We start from the raw sequence: 17,625 nt of genomic DNA, 5'->3' as shown, positions 1-17,625 counted from the left end.
CTTGCATGTATTAGGCACGCCGCCAGCGTTCGTCCTGAGCCAGGATCAAACTCTCCAAGAAAGTTGATTTAGCTCATAAAAGTTACGTTGGCTAGTGTTCATGATCGAAATCAATCGCACTATAATTTGTTTATTGTTGACGTTTGTTTGTTTAGTTTTCAAAGAGCAATTTGTTTTGTTATCGCTCAGAAGCGACTTTATTAATATATCATTCTCGCTTTAATATGTCAACAATCTTTTTTATTATTATTAGGATTGAAAACATATTAGCGCTACTGACTTGAATGATTATATCAAGTCAATTTTAATTTTGCAAGTCTTTTTGTTAAAAGGAATAAAAAAGGTGACCCGTCATCGGAGTCACCTTGATTTGATTTATAAATTATTCTTCATCATCAGAAGTTTTAGATTCAGGATTTGTTGAATCTTCTTCATTTTGATCAGCTTCCGCTGCTTCAAGTAAGCGAGTTAAACTTGTATCAGCATTATCAGCTTCAAATTCGCTTCCTTCTGCTTCTACATTTTGTATATCGTCTTCTGATTTATCTTCTTCTTTTTCAACCTTTGCAACAGTAGCAACTTTATCATGGTCTTCTTCTCCAAGTCGAATCAATCTTACTCCTTGTGTGTTACGACCCATAGATGAAACGTCATTTACATCCATTCTGATTAAAACGCCACCAGTGGTGATTAGCATAATATCCTCTTCACCGGTTATAACTTTCATGGAAACAAGACAACCGTTTTTATCGGTGATATTACATGTTTTAATACCTTTACCACCTCTACCTTGAACTCGGTATTCCAAAGCAGGGGTCCGTTTACCATAACCCTTTTCAGTTACGATTAAAATGTCGGTGTTTTCTTCTAACACTTCCATTCCAACTACTTGGTCTTCAGGGTCCAAGGTAATTCCTTTTACGCCTGTTGCTGTTCTTCCCATTGAACGCACATCTGTTTCTGGGAATCTGATCAACATCCCATTTTTTGTACCAATTATGATTTCTTTGCTGCCGTCAGTCAGACGAACTGAAATTAACTCATCTTCCTCACGCAAATTCACAGCAATTAAGCCATTATTACGAATATTTGCAAATGAAGTTAATGGTGAACGTTTAGAAACTCCTTCCTTTGTTGTAAAGAAAAGGAATAAGTTATCATCAAATTCCGCAACTGGGATAATCGCATTAATCCATTCACCTTTATCAACTTCAAGCAAATTGATTATAGGCAAACCTTTTGCTGTTCGGCTATATTCTGGAATTTCATAACCCTTTGAACGATATACCTTCCCTTTATTTGTAAAGAATAGGATAGTATCGTGAGTTGAGGTCGTAATTAAATGTTCGACGAAATCGTCCTCATTCGTGTTCATTCCTTGAACACCACGCCCGCCTCGTTTTTGGGAACGATACGTAGAGACTGGTAGTCGTTTAATATAACCATTGTGCGTTAAGGTAATCACGACATTTTCTCTTGGAATAAGGTCCTCATCCTCTATCATTTCAATACCGCTAGTAATGATTTCAGTGCGTCGCTTATCATTGAAGCGATCCTTAACCTCTAATAGTTCCTGTCTGATAATTTCAAGGATTTTTTCTTCATTAGCTAGAATCGCTTTAAGCTCTGCAATAAGCTGATGTAATGAATTTAACTCTTCCTCAATTTTATCTCTTTCCAAACCTGTTAAACGCTGTAAGCGCATGTCAAGGATTGCTTGAGCTTGTTTTTCTGATAATTGGAACTGAGTCATTAAGCCTTCGCGGGCAATATCAGTTGTTCTTGATCCACGAATTAAGCTAATAACTGCATCGATATTATCTAGGGCTATTTTTAAGCCTTCTAAAATATGGGCACGAGCTTCTGCTTTACGAAGTTCAAACTCTGTCCGACGTCGAATAACAACTTTTTGGTGATTTAAATAATGAACTAGACATTGTTTTAGGCTTAATACCTTTGGTTGGCCATCGACTAAAGCTAATGTGTTGATACCAAAGCTTGTTTGCAAGGCTGTGTGCTTGTATAAATTATTTAAAAGGACATTCGCGTTTGCATCCTTACGAACCTCGATGACAATTCTCATTCCGTTACGGTCAGACTCGTCACGGAGATCAGTAATGCCTTCAATCTTTTTATCGCGAGCTAACTCAGCAATTTTTTCAATTAATCTTGCTTTATTAACTTGATAAGGTAGCTCATGGACAATGATGACTTCTTTACCATTAGACTTTTGTTCAATTTCTACCTTTGATCGAACAGTAATCGAGCCTCTACCGGTTTCGTAGGCTTTGCGGATTCCACTACGGCCTAATATTTGTCCACCAGTTGGAAAATCTGGACCTGGTATGATTTCCATTAATTCTTGGATTGTAATTTCTGGATCATGACTGACAGCTAAAACACCATCTATAACCTCGCCCAATTGGTGCGGTGGAATGTTTGTAGCCATTCCAACAGCAATCCCAGTTGTTCCATTTACCAGCAAGTTAGGGAAGCGCGCTGGTAGCACAACTGGTTCCCTTTCCTCTCCATCGTAGTTATCTTGATAATCAATCGTATCTTTGTTAATATCTCGCAGGAGTTCCATCGAGATTTTTGACATTCTTGATTCGGTGTAACGCATCGCCGCAGCTGAATCACCATCAACAGAACCGAAGTTTCCATGGCCATCTACGAGCATGTAACGAAAATTGAAATCTTGGGCCATCCGAACCATTGTTTCATAAACAGCTGAATCTCCATGAGGATGATACTTACCAATTACATCTCCAACGATACGTGCTGATTTTTTATATGGTTTGTCCGCATGAATTCCAAGATCGTGCATAGCATAAAGAATACGACGATGAACAGGTTTTAATCCATCGCGTACATCTGGAAGTGCACGTGAAACAATAACACTCATTGCATAGTCAAGAAAAGATGTCTTCATTTCCTGACTAATATTTATCTCTTTTATTTGAGAATTTGGTGTTTCAGCCATAATTGGTACCTCCTAATTAGGGCGCAGAAAATACTCATTTCAACACCCTTCGTACTGAATAAAAGAAAAGGAGGATAGTGGTCTGACCTCTACCCTTAATCTTTCTATTGTCTAGCTTAAGACTTTTTATATATCTAAATTTTTAACATACTGTGCATTTGTTTCAATGAAAACCCGACGTGGCTCCACTTTATCACCCATTAGCATTTCAAAGGTTTCATCCGCCTCGATTGCGTCTTTAAGACTAACCTGGAGCATTGTTCTTGATGATGGATCCATGGTGGTATCCCAAAGCTGTTCAGGATTCATTTCTCCTAAACCTTTATATCGCTGAATATTTGGCTTCGGCTGACTAGGCCATGCTGCAAAAATCCGCTCTAAATCCTTATCATTATATGCATATTCTACCCGTTTCCCTTGCTGAACTTTATATAACGGCGGTTGAGCAATATAGACATAGCCTGCTTCTAAGATCTGTCTCATATAACGATAGAAGAACGTTAATAGCAATGTACGAATATGCGCACCATCAACATCAGCATCAGTCATAATAACGACTTTATGATAACGGGCTCTGGCAATATCAAATTCTTCGCCGATTCCGGTTCCGATTGCTGTAATCATTGCACGAACTTCGTTGTTGGAAAGTATTTTATCAAGTCGAGCCTTTTCCACGTTTAAAATTTTTCCACGTAACGGTAAAATCGCTTGGAAATGACGATCACGACCTTGCTTAGCAGAGCCTCCCGCAGAGTCACCCTCAACGATATAAAGCTCGCTGATTGAGGGATCTTTAGCAGAACAATCTGCTAACTTACCAGGTAAGCTAGATACTTCAAGGGCACTTTTTCGGCGCGTTAATTCACGGGCCTTTTTCGCTGCGAGTCTGGCTCTGGCAGCCATTAAACCTTTTTCAACAACTTTCCGTGCCACAGAAGGGTTTTCAAGCATAAATTTTTCTAAATGCTCAGAGAAAAGCGTATCAGTAATGGCTCTAACCTCAGAGTTTCCGAGTTTTGTTTTTGTTTGCCCTTCAAATTGAGGATCTGGATGCTTAATCGATACAATTGCCGTTAGTCCTTCGCGTACATCTTCCCCAGAAAGATTCGTATCGTTATCTTTGATCAAATTATTTTTTCGAGCATAGTCATTTATCACCCGTGTTAACGCAGTTTTAAAACCAGCTTCATGGGTACCGCCTTCATAGGTGTGAATATTATTAGCAAATGAATAGATATTGCTTGTATAGCTTTCGTTATATTGGAGGGCAACTTCAACTGTTATACCATCCTTTTCGCCTTCAATAAAGATTGGTTCCTCATGAAGAACTTCCTTTGTTCTGTTTAAGTGCTCAACGTAAGATTTAATCCCACCTTCATAGAGATATTCATTACGTTTGTTTTCTTCACGCTTATCTTCAATCGTAATTTTAATGTTTCGATTTAGAAAAGCTAATTCCCGTAAACGGTTGGCAAGAATATCGTATTCATATACCAATGTCTCAGTAAAGATTTCACTATCTGGTACAAAATGAATCGTAGTACCCGTTCGATCAGTATCACCAATAATTTTTAAATCTTCAAGTGGAACACCACGTTCATATTTTTGGTAATAGACATGACCATTAAGGTGGACAAATACTTCAAGATTTGTTGAAAGAGCATTTACTACTGATGCACCAACTCCGTGTAGTCCACCTGAAACTTTATAGCCTCCACCACCAAATTTCCCACCTGCATGAAGAACGGTTAAAATGACTTCTACCGCTGGTCGTCCCATTTTTTCTTGAATCCCGACTGGAATTCCTCGGCCATTGTCTTTTACCGTAATACTGTTATCCGCTTCGATAATGACATTTATTTCTGAGCAATATCCTGCAAGGGCCTCGTCAATACTATTATCAACAATTTCCCAAACTAGATGATGCAAGCCTTTAGAGCTTGTAGAGCCAATATACATCCCAGGGCGTTTACGTACTGCTTCTAATCCTTCTAATACCTGTATCTGGCTTTCATCATAGACTTCCTCTTGTAACGACTTTTGCTCCATTGTCATTTGAATCACCTACTCTTTCTGCGTAACACATTCGTCTTCTTTTTTTATAGGAGTTTTGCTTTGTTAATCGTGATTGAATAAACCTTTTGAGCGTTTCTTTAATGTTCCTGAAGAAAAAGGGGAAAAATAAACTTTATCTTGCGTTATAACAACTGATTTATAGTTTCCTTTTGACAAGTTAACAATTTGATCTTGGCGGTGATGAATGAATTTATCCATAAATGGTGAAGATCGTATACTATGCTTATCGATAATAGCAATAATCTCTTTCGTAGAAACTGTCGTCTCTTCGCCAACATGAAGATACATTTATTCTCACCTCACTGAATCCGGTCCATTTTTCCAGTTACCACCTTATAGGTAGCAGCCTCTTTTAACGTTTGATGGTCAATTCCGTCCACACTTGTCGTTGTAACAAACGTTTGAACCTTCCCTTGAATTGTATTTAGAAGATGGGATTGACGATAGTCGTCTAATTCTGATAGGACATCGTCCAGTAATAAAATAGGGTACTCACCAATTTCAGAGTGAATTAACTCTATTTCAGCGAGTTTGACGGAGAGGGCTGTCGTTCTTTGTTGTCCTTGTGAACCATAAGTTTGGACATCACGGTCGTTCACAATAAAAGAGAGATCATCACGATGGGGACCAAACAAAGTAATACCGCGCTCAATTTCTTTATTTTTAACCTTGAGATATTTCTGATCATATACTTCTAACATTTTCGACAAATCAAGCTGTTCTGATACCTCAACAGATGGTTTATATTCCAATTTTAATGCTTCTAAGCCCCGTGAAATCCCTTCGTGAATCGGAAACGCCCACTTTTCCAATAATTGGATAAACTCAAATCGCTTTTTCACTATCTTACAAGCCAATGCAATAAATTGCTCAGTTAAAATATCAAGCATCGTTATGTCGGTTTGTTTTTTTGTTTGCAAAAGTTTTAAATAATGATTGCGTTGCTGCAATACTTTTTGAAACTGGCCCATATCATGTAAATAAATTGGTGATACTTGGCCAATCTCCATATCAATAAAGCGGCGCCTAACTTGAGGACTACCCTTAACCAGGTTTAAGTCTTCGGGCGCAAACATAACAACATTCATATTTCCCACATATTGGCTTAGCTTTTGTTGCTCAATATGATTGAATTTAGCCTTTTTTCCCTTTTTTGAAATAATTAATTGCAAGGGCAAAGAGCCATGGATTTTTTTTATCCTACCTTCTATTTTAGCATAATCTTTGTCCCAAGAAATAAGTTCTTTGTCATTTGATGTTCGATGGGATTTAGCCATTGCCAGAACGTATATGGACTCCATGACATTCGTTTTGCCTTGAGCATTTTCGCCCAGAATAACATTCACTTTATTTTCAAAATGCGCTTCAAGTTCCGCATAATTGCGATAGTTTTTTAGCAGCAATTGCTCAATATACATGGAAGCCACCTTTGCCAATTACATCACAAGATAAATTCCAAAGTCGGGAATGTTGACTCGATCTCCAGGATATAGCTTTCTACCTCTTCGTTGATCCTGCTCGTCGTTGACGAATACAACGTATTCACCTAAAAACCATTTAGCCATTCCACCTGTTTGAATTACTTCAGCCAATTTTAGAAATTGGCCTAATGTGATGTATTCCGTATCAATTTTGATTTCTTTCATTATCTCACTCTTTTCATCATGAAGGTAAGATGATCTTTAAAAAATTATGATTTTTTCAGACCCAATTCTTTAATTTTACTAAAAATAATCATTTCATACAAATCACAAAAAAAGAGCTCGACTTACATGGTAGTCGAGCTCTTGCTAATCTTTAGGCTGTGTTAAACATTAATGTTGATTTCCGCTGCAGGCACTTCGCTTTCCGCGGGGCTAGTTGGGAGCCTCCTCGGCGCATTCGCGCCTGTGGGGTCTCCCATACCAGCTACTCCCGCAGGAGTCTTCGTGCCTTCCGCTCCAATCAACTTGCGATAAATCAAAACTAAGTTTTAACACAGCCATTCTTTTAAAAATTAATATGTTCTAACAGGAAGGATTAATTGCAAGATTGAATCATCTTCAAGTGGTCGCAGCACAAAAGGTCTCATTGCACCAGTAAAGCTGACCTTTATTTCGGTTCCCTCTAATGCTTTTAATGCATCCATCATATATTTTGCACTAAAAGAAATTTTTAGTTCCTCACCATTAATCTCTTGTGCTTGGATTTGTTCAACGACATTTCCGATTTCGGGAGTATTGGAGGAAATCTCGATGGCACTTCCTTCAATAGTCGCTAATTTCACTACATTGTTTTTTCCTTCACGTGCGAGTAGAGAAGCACGATCAATCGCATGCAGGAATTCTTTCGTAAGCACTGCTACTTCAGTTTTGCTATCAGTAGGAATTAAGCGGGATGTATCCGGATAATTCCCCTCTAATAGTCTTGAAAAGAATAATAAGTGTTTCGCTTTAAACAGCACTTGATTTTCAGTAATAACAATATCGATTAATTCGTTAGTGTCATCAAGGATTTTGCTCAATTCATTTAAGCTTTTTCCTGGAATTACTACATTGTAAGATCCATTGTTTTCTGATTCGATTTTTGCTTTGCGTAAAGCTAAGCGATGACTATCTGTTGCAATACAGGCCAATTCATTATTTTCAACATGCCAGTTGACACCTGTCAAGATTGGGCGTGTTTCTGAGGTGGACACTGCAAAAACTGTTTGGCGAATCATCATTTTTAATAGATCGGTTGGAATTCTAAACACATTTTCTTCCGAGATTTGTGGTAAATGCGGATATTCCTCTGCATCTAACCCATTTAGGTTAAACTCCGATTTCCCTGAGCGGATTACTGTCTGTAAATGGTTTTCAACATGAATTTCAACTGTATCTGTTGGTAGTTTTTTAACGATTTCACCAAAGAACTTTGCTTGAAGTACAATTGCACCAGTTTGTTTGATTTCGACAATTTCATCGCCAGCTTCCTCTTTTGGAATGAACGATTCAATTGAAATATCTGAATCACTACCTGTTAATGTTACTCCTTCGTTTGTTGCAACAATTTTAATTCCAGTTAAGATTGGGATCGTTGTTCTGGATGTTACTGCCTTCATTACATCTTGAACACTTTGAACTAAACGATCTCGTTGGATTATAAATCTCATTTAAATTTATCCTCCGTATTATGCATATTTTTTTGTTCTAAACATATAATAATAAGTTTTTAAAAAATAATAGAAGTACTAGTAGGGGCTGTTAATATGTGGATAACTATTCACAACGAAAGGAAACACAGTCTATCCACATGTGGATAGACTGTGTGTAAGTGAATGTAAGTTATACACATTTTCCAACGCTAACAGTTCGCTATTAGTATGAGTCTACTATTAAAATTTTAACATTTCATTTATTTCCTTCATCTGCTTTTGCAGTTGCGGATCTGTTTGTACTAGCTTTGAGATTTTTTCATGAGCATGAATAACAGTTGTATGATCTCGCCCACCAAATTCCTCACCAATTTTTGGCAAGGAGAAATCAGTGAGCTCCCTTGATAAATACATCGCAATCTGTCGAGGGAATGCTACAGATTTAGTACGCTTTTTCGCTTTAAAATCTTCAAGCTTAATATTAAAGTGTTCTCCAACGACTCGCTGAATTTCTTGGATTGTGATGACCTTTGGTTTTGATGTTGGAATAATATCTTTAAGTGCCTCTGCAGCTAAATCAGCATTAATATCCTTATTTATTAAAGATGAATAAGCGACTACCCGGATGAGCGCGCCTTCTAATTCTCGAATGTTAGAATCAATTTGGTTCGCGATGTATAACATGACCTCGTTTGGTATATCCAGACCTTCAGCCTTTGCCTTTTTGCGAAGAATCGCAATCCTTGTTTCTAAATCAGGTGGGGTAATGTCAGTAATTAAACCCCATTCAAAACGGGAGCGCAAACGGTCCTCCAGTGTAGGAATTTCCCTAGGTGGTCGGTCGCTTGAGATGATAATTTGCTTACTTTCCTCATGAAGTGTATTAAAAGTATGGAAAAATTCCTCTTGGGTAGATTCTTTACCAGCTAAAAATTGAATATCATCAATTAACAACACATCTACATTGCGATATTTATTTCGAAATTCGACCGCTTTATTATCACGAATCGAATTAATGAATTCGTTCGTAAATTTTTCAGATGATAAGTAGACGACTTTTGCTTGCGGGTTATGATCTAATACATAGTGGCCAATTGCATGCATTAAATGGGTTTTTCCCAAACCTACGCCCCCGTATATGAATAGGGGATTGTAAGCTTTGGCCGGGGCTTCAGCAACTGCCAGGGAAGCCGCGTGCGCAAACCGATTTCCAGAACCAATAACGAATGTATCAAATAAGTATTTAGGGTTGAGTAAGCTTTGCGGAAGCTCCGCTGTATCTTCTTCCCTTTTTGCCTTTTTTGGAGGTACTGGAAGTTCAATTTCTTCCTCTCGCTGATTTTGCGGAATGATGAAGCGAACACTGAGCTCTTCACCAGTTATGTCTAAAAGGATTCCGGCTATTAATTGTGAGTACCGTTCCTCAAGCCAGTCTCGGGCAAACTCATTAGGTGCCGTGACTGTTAGTGTATCACCTTGTAATGAGTGAGCCTTTGTTGATTTTAACCAGGTTTCAAAGCTAGGCTTGCTTATCTTTGTTTCTATAGTTGCTAAGGCTTTATTCCAAAGATCCGCAATGTTTTCCAATTTAGATATCCCTCCTTTTCACAAAATTCAATTGAAATCATTAACTTATTTTTTGGCATAACTTTAGACATAGTTGCTTCGGGTTATTTATAAATATTCAATCGCATTCATCCCAAGAAACTATGAATTTATAAATATACAAAATGATTAATGTGGAAAAATATATAATAAGGAAAGAAAGAGGAGTTTCGACAATATCCACTTCTTGTGGACAACTTTTTCCTACCCCTCTGAATAACCTATCCACAGCTTATCCACAATCTGTGGATAAAATAATTATTCACACCCATTTATTCAGAGTGAAAACACAAATATAATATCAAATAATCCATTGGGGTGCAATGCCTTTTAATACATTATCCACAACCAACACTTCTTGTTAATAAAATTTGTCCACAGCCTCTTAGTCTGTGAAAAACCTGTCAATATCTGTTGTGGATAATAAAAAAACATGTCGAAAACTATCCACAACCTTTAAAATTGGGATTTGTGACGGTAAAAAAGTTTTTGATTATACAAATTTGATCCTGCGAATTTTGGCATTTTGATTAAAACGACAAAATTGTGACAGGGAAAAGTTATTAAAAACTAGTATGGGAAAAACAGGACTATTTTATTTTTATGAAAAAAGAGGTAAAATAGTTAACTGGGTATATAAAGTTGATGATCACACTGAATTTTAAAGTGGGAATCAACAAAGCTGATTGAAATTTGGATTATTGGTTATACTAGAGGCGGGCAATTTTCTTTATTTGACTGGCGAAGCAGTATAGATAAATTCTGACAAACAGTTGACAATTTTGAGCATCACTCACTATAATTAGAAAGACTGTCTTTAGCAGTAAATCCTCAGGGAGGTGTTATATATGAAAAGAACTTATCAACCAAACAAACGTAAACACAGCAAAGTTCACGGTTTCCGTGCACGCATGAGCTCAGCAAACGGACGCAAAGTTCTAGCGCGTCGTCGCCGTAAAGGAAGAAAAGTATTATCTGCTTAGGCCACTGAACCATCAGTGGTCTTTTTTCTAATACGCTCCCATCTTCCACAAGAAGTCTATTAACTACTGTCATTTTTTAGCTACATATCGCTACAGCTATTAACTAATACATAAAAGATCCATCCTGGTTTGAGGGTGAAATGAATGAAAAAAGAATTTCGTATTAAAAAAAATAAAGAGTTTCAACTGGTTTTCAAAAATGGAAAATCATTTGCCAATCGACAGTTTATCATTTATGTACTTGGAAAACCTGAGCAAGAGAAGTTCCGGATTGGTTTGTCGGTTAGTAAGAAAATCGGTAATAGCGTGATGCGTAACCGAATAAAGAGGTGTATCCGCCAATCAATATTTGAATTACAGGATTCGCTTAAAACTGGGAACGATTATGTCATTATTGCGAGGAAACCTGCCAGTGATATGGATTTTCACCAAATTAAAAGCAGTCTAACTCACGTATTAAAACTCGCAAAGGTCTTGCATAAAACTGTTGAAATCAATCAGCAAAAGTAAAAATGTGAAAGCGTATTTATAAAAAAGATGATAAAATAAACATGGTGTGTCCAAGAAGAATTAATTGAGGAGACTTGAGTCTTCTTTTTGTGTCTAGCGCAAGCACCTAGCGACTAAAGGGCAGGAGCTTGGAAAGATGCGTGCGCTTTTCTTATGATGAAGATTAAATTTTTTTAGTCAGGAGGATAAACGCTTGAAAAAACGAATTTTTCTTGTTATTGGTTTAATTCTGCTTATTACACTTCTTTCGGGATGTACGGAATACAACCAGCCAATAACATCTGGGAGTAAAGGATTTTGGAATGAATATATTGTTTGGCCACTATCGCAGTTAATTATTATGGTAGCAGATTTTGCTGGTGGCTATGGTATCTCAATTATTATCGTTACACTAATCATTCGCTTAGCTATTTTACCGCTGATGATTAAACAAACAAAGAGTTCCAAGGCTATGCAAGCAATCCAGCCTGAAATGGAATCATTAAAACAAAAATACAGCTCAAAGGATCAAGCTACTCAACAAAAGCTTCAGCAAGAGACGATGGCATTGTTCCAAAAACATGGAGTAAATCCATTAGCAGGATGTTTCCCGTTAGTAATTCAAATGCCAATTCTAATCGGTTTCTATCACGCCATTTCTAGAACTAGAGAAATTGCTCAGGATAACTTTTTATGGTTTGACCTAGGTTCTCCGGATCCGTATTACATTTTGCCGCTAGTTGCAGGTGCGACTACCTTCATTCAACAAAAGATGATGATGGCAGGAACAAATCAAAATCCTCAAATGGCGATGATGCTTTGGATGATGCCAATTATGATTATCGTGTTTGCGATTAAATTCCCAGCAGCGCTTTCCTTATACTGGGTAGTTGGTAACATCTTTATGATTGTTCAAACCTATTTTATTAAAGGTCCAGAATTAAAAAAAACACCTGATACTGGTAAAGCGGGAGGAGCAAAAAAGTGAAACAAGTAACTGCTACAGGACAAACAGTCGAAGAAGCAGTAAAAAGTGCTTTAGCTCAATTAAACACGTCGAAAGACCGTACAGAAGTTTCAATTATTGACGAAGGAAAGAAGGGCATTTTTGGAATTTTCGGGTCCCGGCCTGCTATCGTCAAAGTAACCGTAAAAATTGATCCACTGGAAGAAGCAACAAAATATATTGTTGAAGTAGCAAGAGAAATGGGTGTTTCTGTTCAGGTTGAAACAGTGCGCGAGGGAAAACATGTGCATTTAATTTTAACCGGAGAAAAAATTGCTTTATTAATTGGTAAAAGAGGACAAACTCTAAACTCTCTACAATATCTGACTCAACTTGTATTAAATCGCTATTCTGATCAATATTTAACGGTTATGCTAGATGCTGAGGATTATCGCAAAAGAAGAAATGAGACGCTGATACAACTTGCTGAACGGTTAGCTCAAAAAGCCGTTAGAACTGGTAGGAATGTAGCGCTTGAACCAATGCCTTCATATGAGCGAAAAGTCATTCATACAGCTTTAGTCGAAAATAGAAAAATAAAGACGTATTCCGATGGTACTGAACCGTACCGCCATATCGTTATTGCTCCAAAGTAAAAAAGAAAAGCGGAGGTGGCTCGTCCAGGGTTGGGCTTGTAACCACGAAGGACCAAAAGCCTCAGCTAAACATATCTACTCGAATATAAAAAATCCATTCCACCTGGGATGGATTTTTTTTTGATGATTTTTGATAGAAGATGATAGTAGAGAGAGAGGAGATTAATGAAAAGAGGATTGTGGATAACGATTTTAGGTAAAAAGGTGTAGGAAAAAACGAGATTTATTGTTATTCACATGTGGATAAGTTAAAATAAAACGTAAAAAGGTTATCGTGTGGATAAGTATGGCTAGGACTTTTTTCTAAAGAGTGCTTGTGGTATTCTAGGAAATTGAGTACGAAAACGGAAATGGTAATGATGAAACGTAATTTACTGAGATTAACATAGAACAATATGTTGGATAGTTGCTTGGAGGTGAGAAGGATGGAATTTGATACGATAGCTGCAATCTCGACTCCGATGGGAGAAGGAGCAATTGCAATTGTCAGGTTGAGTGGTGATGAGGCAATTTTAATTGCTGATAAGCTATTTAAAGGAATAAATGAGAAGAGGCTAGCGAATGTAGGAAGCCATACAATTCATTATGGTCATTTGATAGAACCAAGAACAGGGCAGATAATCGAAGAGGTCATGGTTTCCGTAATGAAGGGACCAAGAACTTTTACCAAAGAGGATGTAGTTGAAATTAATTGCCATGGTGGTATTGTATCTGTGAACCGTGTCCTGCAATTTGTATTAAATAATGGTGCACGCTTGGCGGAGCCTGGTGAATTTACGAAACGCGCCTTCTTAAATGGACGAATTGATTTATCTCAAGCTGAAGCAGTAATGGATTTAATTCGTGCCAAAACTGATCGAGCGATGAACGTAGCACTTGGACAGATGGAGGGCAAACTCTCCAAAATGATTCAAAAGTTGCGTCAGGAAGTATTAGAGATATTGGCCCATGTTGAGGTTAATATAGATTACCCTGAATACGATGATGTAGAAGAAATGACACATAAAATGTTGATTGAAAAAGCTACATATGTACAAGGGGAAATTTCCAAGCTTTTAAATACTTCTCAGCAAGGGAAAATCCTTCGAGAAGGACTTTCGACAGTTATCATTGGACGACCTAATGTTGGAAAGTCTTCTTTATTAAACAGCTTAGTCCAGGAAAATAAAGCAATCGTTACAGATATTCCAGGAACGACGCGTGATGTTATTGAAGAATACGTCAATGTTCGAGGAGTACCACTTAGACTTTTAGATACTGCTGGTATCCGTGAAACTGAGGATATTGTTGAACGAATTGGTGTGGAACGTTCACGACAAGTATTAAAAGAGGCTGATTTAATTTTACTAGTATTAAATTATTCAGATGAGCTAACTGAAGAGGATGTAAATTTGTTTAAAGCAGTCGAGGATATGGATGTTATCGTCATTGTTAACAAAACAGATTTAAATGAGAAAATTAACATGGACAAAGTTAGGGAGCTTTCAAAGGCGCATAAGATTGTAACTACATCCCTACTTGAAGATCGTGGTGTAGATGAGCTGGAAGAAGCGATATCGTCATTATTTTTTGCTGGTTCAATTGAAGCTGGCGACTTAACCTATGTCTCTAATAGCCGTCACATTGCGTTATTAAATCAAGCGTCCCATGCAATTGAAGAAGCAGTTAATGGTGTCGAAATGGGTGTCCCAATTGATATCGTCCAAATTGACTTGACCAGAACTTGGGAACTGCTTGGTGAAGTTATTGGCGAAAGTGTCCATGAAAGTCTAATCGACCAATTATTCTCCCAATTCTGCTTAGGAAAATAGAAAAGCGGAAGCGGCTTGGTCAGCCCCGACAAGCTTAAGACGAGCCGGCCGAAAGGTTGTATTTTGACCTTTTGGACGGATTGGCTTAAGACCTCGAGGGGCTAGCCGCTGGAGCTGGAAAATAGAAAAGCGTAGGCGGCTTGTTCAGCCGTTTCTGCTAGACAAAGAAATCTTTTTAAGAATAAGGAGGCATTTTAAATGCCGTATGAGGCCGGAAATTTTGACGTGATTGTGATTGGGGCCGGACATGCCGGTTGTGAGGCAGCCCTTGCTTCTGCACGTCAAGGTGCAAAAACATTAATCATTACTATTAATCTTGATATGGTGGCGTTTATGCCATGTAATCCTTCTGTTGGTGGACCAGCAAAAGGAATCGTCGTTCGTGAGATTGACGCTCTTGGCGGAGAAATGGGGAGAAATATTGATAAAACCCATATTCAAATGCGTATGCTGAATACTGGTAAAGGTCCTGCAGTCCGCGCATTACGTGCTCAAGCAGACAAATTTTCTTATCAGCATGAAATGAAAAGAACGCTCGAAAATACCGAAAACCTTACCTTAATTCAAGGTATGGCTGAACAGTTAGTCGTTGAAGACGGTGTGTGCCAAGGGATTATTACTAAAACTGGTGCAATTTATCGATCTAAAACGGTTGTTATTACCTCTGGGACATTTTTACGTGGCGAAATCATTATTGGAGATTTGAAATATTCAAGTGGTCCAAATAACCAACAGCCTGCGATAAAACTATCCGAGCATCTTGAGCAGCTTGGCATAGAGCTCGTTCGCTTTAAAACGGGCACACCACCTCGGGTAAACAGTAAAACAATTGATTATAGCAAAACAGAAATTCAACCAGGTGATGATGTACCTCGTGCGTTTTCATATGAAACAACAAAGTATATTACCGATCAGCTGCCATGCTGGTTAACATATACGAATGAAACAACCCACACGATTATTGATAACAATCTGCATCGTTCACCGATGTTTTCGGGAATGATTAAAGGAACTGGTCCGCGCTATTGCCCATCTATTGAGGATAAAGTTGTGCGGTTTAATGATAAACCGCGCCATCAAATCTTCTTAGAGCCAGAAGGTCGCAATACTGAGGAAGTCTATGTCCAAGGCTTATCAACCAGCCTTCCAGAAGATGTGCAGAGGGAGATTCTTAAATCGATCCCTGGTTTAGAAAATGCCCAAATGATGCGTTCAGGTTATGCAATTGAATACGATGCTGTCGTACCGACTCAACTTTGGCCAACATTGGAAACAAAGGTTGTAAAAAATCTTTATACTGGTGGTCAAATTAACGGAACCTCTGGATATGAAGAAGCAGCTGGTCAAGGTCTAATTGCTGGAATCAATGCTGGTAGGAGAGCTTTAGGCAAAGAAGAATTGATTCTTAGTCGATCTGAGGCTTATATTGGGGTTTTAATTGACGATCTTGTTACCAAGGGAACTGCTGAGCCGTATCGTTTATTAACATCAAGAGCAGAATACCGCTTATTACTACGTCATGATAACGCAGATCTTCGCTTAACGGAGATTGGCAAAAAAATTGGATTAATTTCTGATGAACGTTATGAAAAATTTACAAAGAAAAAAGAATTAATTGAGGCAGAAAAAGAACGCTTGCGTTCAATTATTATAAAACCAACCCAGGCCGTTCAGGAAATCATTCGCTCCCAGGGTGGTAGTGAACTAAAGGATGGGATTAGGGCGGCTGACCTATTAAAACGTCCAGAAATGAATTACGAACACATTCATTCGATTATTCCAAGTGAGATTCCACTTGATTTTGAGGTTTGCGAACAGATTGAAATCCAAATCAAGTATGAAGGATATATCGAAAAATCGTTGCAGCAAGTGGAGAGACTCAAAAAGATGGAAGATAAGAAAATTCCTGAGAATATTGATTATGATGCTATCAACGGCTTAGCTACTGAAGCACGTCAAAAATTAAAACAGGTTCAACCTTTATCAATCGCGCAAGCATCACGAATTTCCGGAGTAAATCCTGCCGATATCTCCATTCTCCTTGTCTATATCGAACAAGGAAAAATCGCAAGAATAACAAACCAAGGCTAAAAGCGGAAATCAACTTTTTATGCAACAAAGCCAAAATGAAAAAAAGGATGGCTTTCCTATGAATGTCGAACAATTTCAAACAATGCTAGCGGAGAAAGGGATAACACTTTCTCCACTCCAGCTTCAACAATACAATCAATATTTTAAAACACTAGTTGAATGGAACGAAAAAATGAACTTAACTGCGATTACTGATCAGGAATCCGTTTATTTAAAGCATTTTTTTGATTCAATCTCAGCGGCCTTTTATTTTGATTTTACAAAACCATTAACTATCTGCGATGTTGGCGCAGGAGCGGGCTTTCCAAGCATCCCGATTAAAATTGCTTTTCCTAATATCCATGTGACAATAGTGGATTCCTTAAATAAACGAATTCACTTTTTAGAACATTTAGCTAAGGAGCTAAACCTCGATGGTGTAAAGTTTATCCATGACCGTGCTGAAACTTTTGGACAAAACCCAGTCTATCGAGAACAATTCGATATTGTCATGGCACGAGCTGTTGCAAGAATGTCCGTCCTAACCGAACTTTGTTTACCATTAGCAAAAGTAGGTGGAAACTTTATTGCGATGAAAGCCCAAAGTGCTGAAGAAGAATTAAATCTTGGAAAGAAAGCGATTACCCTTATGGGTGGTAAAATTGAAAATATCCATTCGTTTTCCCTTCCATTTGAAGAAAGTGAACGCAATATTATTATTATTAATAAAGTAAAATCTACCCCGAAAAAATATCCACGTAAACCGGGGACGCCCAATAAATCTCCAGTTGAATAGAGGATACCTTTTTTCATCGTATTGTGGCATAATTTGTTTTAGGGGAAAAGTAGTCTGCAAGAATATTTTGTACTAACGAGAATCTATTTTTTAGG

General features: G+C 37.9%; 14 protein-coding genes and 1 rRNA gene. 7 read left to right on the top strand and 8 right to left on the bottom strand.

Annotation, left to right across the window (positions count from 1 at the left end; translation table 11 throughout):
- The 8 genes from HHO41_RS19745 to dnaA form a co-directional block, all read right to left on the bottom strand.
- Positions 1-61, bottom strand: a 16S ribosomal RNA gene (locus HHO41_RS19745); the annotation flags it as partial.
- A 321-nt stretch (positions 62-382) separates the two neighbouring features.
- Positions 383-2,983, bottom strand: a complete 2,601-nt coding sequence (gene gyrA, locus HHO41_RS19740) for a DNA gyrase subunit A (protein ID WP_169101928.1) — start codon at positions 2,981-2,983, stop codon at positions 383-385.
- Positions 2,984-3,109: 126 nt separating this feature from the next.
- Positions 3,110-5,032 carry a DNA topoisomerase (ATP-hydrolyzing) subunit B gene (gene gyrB, locus HHO41_RS19735; protein WP_169101932.1) on the bottom strand — a complete coding sequence of 641 codons (1,923 nt, stop codon included), beginning with the start codon at positions 5,030-5,032 and terminating at the stop codon, positions 3,110-3,112.
- A gap of 69 nt (positions 5,033-5,101) precedes the next feature.
- Positions 5,102-5,347 (bottom strand): extracellular matrix regulator RemB, encoded by a 246-nt coding sequence (remB, locus tag HHO41_RS19730; RefSeq protein ID WP_169101926.1) that lies wholly within the window; start codon positions 5,345-5,347, stop codon positions 5,102-5,104.
- 11 nt (positions 5,348-5,358) lie between these two features.
- Entirely contained in the window at positions 5,359-6,477 is a 1,119-nt protein-coding gene (gene recF / locus HHO41_RS19725) for a DNA replication/repair protein RecF (RefSeq protein ID WP_169101924.1), read from the bottom strand.
- Between the two features lie 18 nt (positions 6,478-6,495).
- Complete coding sequence (yaaA, locus tag HHO41_RS19720; RefSeq protein ID WP_211171248.1) at positions 6,496-6,705, bottom strand: S4 domain-containing protein YaaA; 210 nt, start codon at positions 6,703-6,705, stop codon at positions 6,496-6,498.
- 350 nt (positions 6,706-7,055) lie between these two features.
- Positions 7,056-8,192: a DNA polymerase III subunit beta gene (dnaN, locus tag HHO41_RS19715; RefSeq protein WP_169101922.1), complete on the bottom strand. Its 1,137-nt coding sequence runs from the start codon at positions 8,190-8,192 to the stop codon at positions 7,056-7,058.
- Positions 8,193-8,414: 222 nt separating this feature from the next.
- Positions 8,415-9,761 (bottom strand): chromosomal replication initiator protein DnaA, encoded by a 1,347-nt coding sequence (dnaA, locus tag HHO41_RS19710; RefSeq protein WP_169101920.1) that lies wholly within the window; start codon positions 9,759-9,761, stop codon positions 8,415-8,417.
- A gap of 866 nt (positions 9,762-10,627) precedes the next feature.
- Here dnaA and rpmH point away from each other — a divergent pair.
- The 7 genes from rpmH (at position 10,628) to rsmG (ending at position 17,530) form a co-directional block, all read left to right on the top strand.
- Positions 10,628-10,762 carry a 50S ribosomal protein L34 gene (rpmH, locus tag HHO41_RS19705; protein WP_013059930.1) on the top strand — a complete coding sequence of 45 codons (135 nt, stop codon included), beginning with the start codon at positions 10,628-10,630 and terminating at the stop codon, positions 10,760-10,762.
- A gap of 144 nt (positions 10,763-10,906) precedes the next feature.
- Complete coding sequence (rnpA, locus tag HHO41_RS19700) at positions 10,907-11,272, top strand: ribonuclease P protein component (protein ID WP_169101918.1); 366 nt, start codon at positions 10,907-10,909, stop codon at positions 11,270-11,272.
- Positions 11,273-11,465: 193 nt separating this feature from the next.
- Positions 11,466-12,239, top strand: coding sequence for a YidC family membrane integrase SpoIIIJ (gene spoIIIJ / locus HHO41_RS19695; RefSeq protein WP_169101916.1), 774 nt, complete (start codon positions 11,466-11,468; stop codon positions 12,237-12,239).
- Positions 12,236-12,853 carry an RNA-binding cell elongation regulator Jag/EloR gene (gene jag / locus HHO41_RS19690; RefSeq protein ID WP_169101914.1) on the top strand — a complete coding sequence of 206 codons (618 nt, stop codon included), beginning with the start codon at positions 12,236-12,238 and terminating at the stop codon, positions 12,851-12,853. Before spoIIIJ ends, jag begins: the two co-directional genes overlap by 4 nt.
- A gap of 425 nt (positions 12,854-13,278) precedes the next feature.
- A complete protein-coding gene (gene mnmE, locus HHO41_RS19685; protein ID WP_169101912.1) occupies positions 13,279-14,664 on the top strand; it encodes a tRNA uridine-5-carboxymethylaminomethyl(34) synthesis GTPase MnmE in 1,386 nt (461 codons plus the stop codon).
- Between the two features lie 198 nt (positions 14,665-14,862).
- On the top strand, positions 14,863-16,755 hold the full coding sequence (gene mnmG / locus HHO41_RS19680; RefSeq protein WP_169101910.1) for a tRNA uridine-5-carboxymethylaminomethyl(34) synthesis enzyme MnmG: 1,893 nt from the start codon (positions 14,863-14,865) through the stop codon (positions 16,753-16,755).
- Between the two features lie 58 nt (positions 16,756-16,813).
- Positions 16,814-17,530: a 16S rRNA (guanine(527)-N(7))-methyltransferase RsmG gene (gene rsmG, locus HHO41_RS19675; RefSeq protein ID WP_169101908.1), complete on the top strand. Its 717-nt coding sequence runs from the start codon at positions 16,814-16,816 to the stop codon at positions 17,528-17,530.
- Positions 17,531-17,625: the final 95 nt, after the last annotated feature.

This window comes from Bacillus sp. DNRA2 (assembly GCF_012843265.1).
GTDB lineage: Bacteria > Bacillota > Bacilli > Bacillales > Cytobacillaceae > Bacillus_BU.
The sequence above is the reverse complement of the archived record's forward strand: the minus strand, read 5'-3'. Positions and strand labels throughout refer to the sequence as shown.